Source organism: Eggerthella sp., assembly GCF_048329335.1.
Taxonomy (GTDB): Bacteria; Actinomycetota; Coriobacteriia; order Coriobacteriales; family Eggerthellaceae; genus Eggerthella; species Eggerthella lenta.
Genome location: NZ_DBFEGU010000286.1, coordinates 1 through 3,691, shown reverse-complemented (window position 1 = coordinate 3,691; position 3,691 = coordinate 1). Strand labels below are relative to the sequence as shown.

The 3,691-nt window shown below is 59.4% G+C and carries 4 protein-coding genes; 3 read left to right on the top strand and 1 reads right to left on the bottom strand.

The window, feature by feature from the left end:
• Together ACMO6A_RS09210 and ACMO6A_RS09205 are read left to right on the top strand one after the other, a co-directional pair.
• On the top strand, nt 1-413 hold a 413-nt coding region (locus tag ACMO6A_RS09210; protein ID WP_418471135.1), incomplete at its 5' end, for a sensor histidine kinase.
• Between the two features lie 180 nt (nt 414-593).
• Nucleotides 594-2,345, top strand: coding sequence for a GGDEF domain-containing protein (locus ACMO6A_RS09205; protein ID WP_418471134.1), 1,752 nt, complete (start codon nt 594-596; stop codon nt 2,343-2,345).
• Here ACMO6A_RS09205 and ACMO6A_RS09200 read toward each other — a convergent pair.
• Nucleotides 2,324-2,539, bottom strand: a complete 216-nt coding sequence (locus ACMO6A_RS09200) for a helix-turn-helix domain-containing protein (RefSeq protein ID WP_009609363.1) — start codon at nt 2,537-2,539, stop codon at nt 2,324-2,326. The genes ACMO6A_RS09205 and ACMO6A_RS09200 overlap by 22 nt on opposite strands.
• Nucleotides 2,540-2,638: 99 nt before the next feature.
• On the opposite strand from ACMO6A_RS09200, the gene ACMO6A_RS09195 reads away from it, so the two are divergent.
• Nucleotides 2,639-3,517: a MarR family winged helix-turn-helix transcriptional regulator gene (locus ACMO6A_RS09195; RefSeq protein ID WP_009609459.1), complete on the top strand. Its 879-nt coding sequence runs from the start codon at nt 2,639-2,641 to the stop codon at nt 3,515-3,517.
• Nucleotides 3,518-3,691 lie beyond the last annotated feature (174 nt).

The following is a 3,691-nucleotide window of genomic DNA, read 5'->3' as shown; positions in this document are numbered from 1 at the left end:
ACCAGGGCGTGCGCGTGCGGGTGGAGGGCGCGTCGGCGTGCATCGCGGGCAGCGAGACGTTGGCCGAGGAGATGCTGTACAACCTCATCGAGAACGGCATCCGCTACAACCACGAAGGCGGCCTCGTCACCATGAAGGTGGGCTCCGAATGCATGGAAGGCGGGCTCGCGAACGCCGCGTACCAGACGGTCGTGCGCGTCAGCGACACGGGACCGGGCATCCCGGCCGAGTTGCACGACAAGGTGTTCGAACGCTTCTTCCGCGTGGACAAGAGCCGCTCGAAGGAAACCGGAGGAACGGGACTGGGTCTGGCCATCGTCAAGCATGCGGTTATGTACCACGGAGGCGTTATCGAGGTGGAGAGCGCCGAAGGGCAGGGCACCACGTTCGTGCTGCGTTTTCCCAGCGCTTGACCTCTCGTCTTCTATCGAGCATGCACGGCTTTTTGCGCCCTCTCCGGAGGGCGCTGCCGTTCTTCTGGAGCTTGCGATCGGGCGCGCACGTTACTGAGAATATCGCTATACTAGGACGCAATACCAGTAACCGCGAAGCGCAAACGCCGGCATGTCCGTTACCGTGAACGAAGGCTCTCCATGGCTGAATACAACGACGATCTGAGCTATCCCGATCCGTTCTACATCTCGGACATCGAGACGTACGAGCTTCTGCACGTGAACGAGGCGGGCCGCCGGCTTTTCAAGGTGCCGCTCGATGCCGATCTGGAGGGCGTCAAGTGCTACGAATTCCTGCAAGGGCGCGATGAGCCGTGTCCGTTCTGCACGAATCATCTGCTCAGCGTCGAGAAAAGCTACGTGTGGGAATTCACGAACCCTTTGACGAACCATCGCCATCTGCTGAACGATCGTCTGATCAAATGGGGCGGGAAGCTGGTTCGTCTTGAGGTGGGCTTCGACCTCACCGATCAAAAAGAAGAGGGTATGCGCTTTCGGAACCTGCATCGCAACGAGGAGGTCATCCTCGAGATCGCTAACGATCTGTATCGCGAGACCGATCCGGAGCGTGCGTCCGTGCGCATGCTCGAACGGTTGGGCGAGGAGCTTGGAGCCGAGCGCTCCTATCTGTTCTCGGCTCGCGGAGAGGGGTTCAGCAATACGCACGAGTGGTGTGCTGACGGCATATCCTCCCAGATCGAAAGCCTTCAGGATATGGACTACCGTTTGTTCGAGCGGTGGCTCGACCTGTTCGGTCGGGGGGAATGCGTGCTGATCGAGGATCTGGACGCCATCAAGGGCGTTGTCGATCCTCGTGAGTACGAAACGCTGCACGTGCAGGAGATCGCCAGTCTGGTCGTTGCCCCCATCGAACGCGACGGGCGTCTCGTGGGCTTCCTCGGCATGGACAACCCTCCGGCCGACCAGATCCGCGACATCGCGCCGCTGCTGCGCACGTTGTGCTACTTCTACAGCATGACGTTGCAGCGTATCGAAAACGAGCGCCAGCTAGTGGCGATGAGCTACCACGATTCTCTGACCGGGCTATACAACCGAAACCGCTACAACGAGGACGTGCGGCGCCTTGAGAAGCTGGCGCGCCCGTTCGGCGCGGTTTTTCTCGATGTCAACGGTATGAAGGAGATCAACGATCGCGGCGGCCATGCTGAAGGCGACCATCTGTTGCAAACATGCGCTCAGACGATGCAGCGCGTTCTCGGAGAGGTTGCGCGGCTGTACCGTGTGGGCGGCGACGAGTTCGTGGCCACGGTCGTGGATACCGACGAAGCGGGCTTTCGGTCGCTTGTGGAGCGACTGCAGAAAGCGTTCGACGAAGTTCCGTCGTGCGAGGTGGCTACCGGCGCGCAATGGACGCCGCGATCGAGTGAGATCGATAGAACGTTGTTCGATGCAGACGAGGCGATGTACCGCGATAAGCGCCGTTTCTACCAGAACAGGAGCACGTCGGACGTAGCGCCTTCTCGACGTGCTCGCGGCGACCGCTTCGACGAGCGCGAAAGGGCGAAGGCGCGAGATGTCGCGCAGGAAGGCACGCTCATGGAGCTGCTGGGCATCGGGTTTGCTCGTCATAGGTTGGATGAAGCTTTCACAACTCTCGAATCCAATGCTTGCTACAGTTTGGTGACGGGCGACGACGAGGAGGGGCGTCGAGCCGTCGGTGCGTTGGCCAAGGAGGCTCGCGAGGCGGGCGAGCGAGGCTTCGCCGGAACCGTGTGTGTGAATCGCGGCGGCGTTCCCGCGCGGGTGCGAGTTTCAGGCGTTTTCGCAGAAGACGGGGCCGCGGGAGGTGCGGTGGCGCTCGCGTCCTATGTCGATGTCGAAGATGCGCTTGCGTCCATGGGAAAGGAAGCCTACAAGCCCTCGAACAGCTGACCCAGCGTCACGCCCAAGCCGAGCGCGACCTTCTCCATGAAGTCGATGGTGGCGTTGCGGTTGCCCGCCTCCACCTTGGCGAGGTACGACCGTCCTACACCCGTCATGAGCGCAAGCTGCTCCTGCGTCAGATTGCTCTCCTCGCGAAGCGCCCGGACGCGCTGTCCGACGTTTTTTCTCGTTGCGTGAGTCATAAACAAAGAGTACGGTCTTGTGCGGTATACTACGTGACCTATAGGGCACAATCTGCGAATGTGCCGAGTAGATGCAGGGAGGCATCGAGGGAGGCTCGCATGATCCAAGACGAAGTGCTGTTCACTTTGCAATTGGCTACCGTAGTGGTCGATCTGCATCGCCGTATCGGCGATTCGATTGCAGAGCTGTGCAAGGTGTCTTACCTAGAGTTCTGCCTACTGTCTTCGGTGCGATCCCATGGTGGTGCGATGCTGCTTGCCGATTTTTCCCGCAACGCGCTAGCAAGTGAGAACACTGTCGTAGTGGCTGCGAATGCGTTGTCGCGGGCGGGGCTCGTGAACAAAGGGCGTTGTGCGAGCGACGGTCGGCTGATCGTTCTCGAGGAGAATGTCGCCGGCGCTCGTACGCTCACGCGGGGGTACGAAGGCATATACCGAAATCTGCGATCGTCGGTGTGGGCGAACCATACCAACGAGGACATTGAAGAGATCATGAGCTCCTTCCCGTCGGTGGCTGAAAAGCTTGGGGTGGACACGGTTGAGATCAACCGCTCATGCCATTCGGTTCTCACTCCGGCTTATCTCATGATCGTCGCGGCGTTGTTGCGGCGTTGGGCGCAGGTTGTCGTGCAATATGCTGGACTGTCGTTCGTCGAGTATCGATGCCTTGCCGTTTTGGAAACGCGGCCTTCGCCTTTGCCTTGCTCGGTTATCGCCGAGATTCTCATGCTCGAGCGAACCACGGTTTCTACGCTGGTGGCGAAGTTAGCTCGCAAAGGTCTGGTTTCATACGGCGTCGGAGTTGATCGTCGCCACAAGGCGATCAGTCTCACCGAGAAAGGCGAGGTGAGCGCCGCGTTGGTCACGGGCAAGCTGGGTCGCGTCACGGCCGAGCTGTATGCCGGCGTGGATGCTTCGCTCAAATCCAAAACGAACGAATTGCATATGCGCATGTACGCAACGTACTCCCGCGCATAGTATCGGTTTTATTTAGCCTGATCAAACTATTGTCGCCTATCCTTCTTACGCTGAATCGCATGATGCGTCGCATCATGCGAAAAACGTTGTATCAGAATGGATACACCTCGTAGACTGGCAGTATGGAAGCCATGGGGAAACGGGGAAGCTATGAAGCGAAACGAAAGAAGGGTG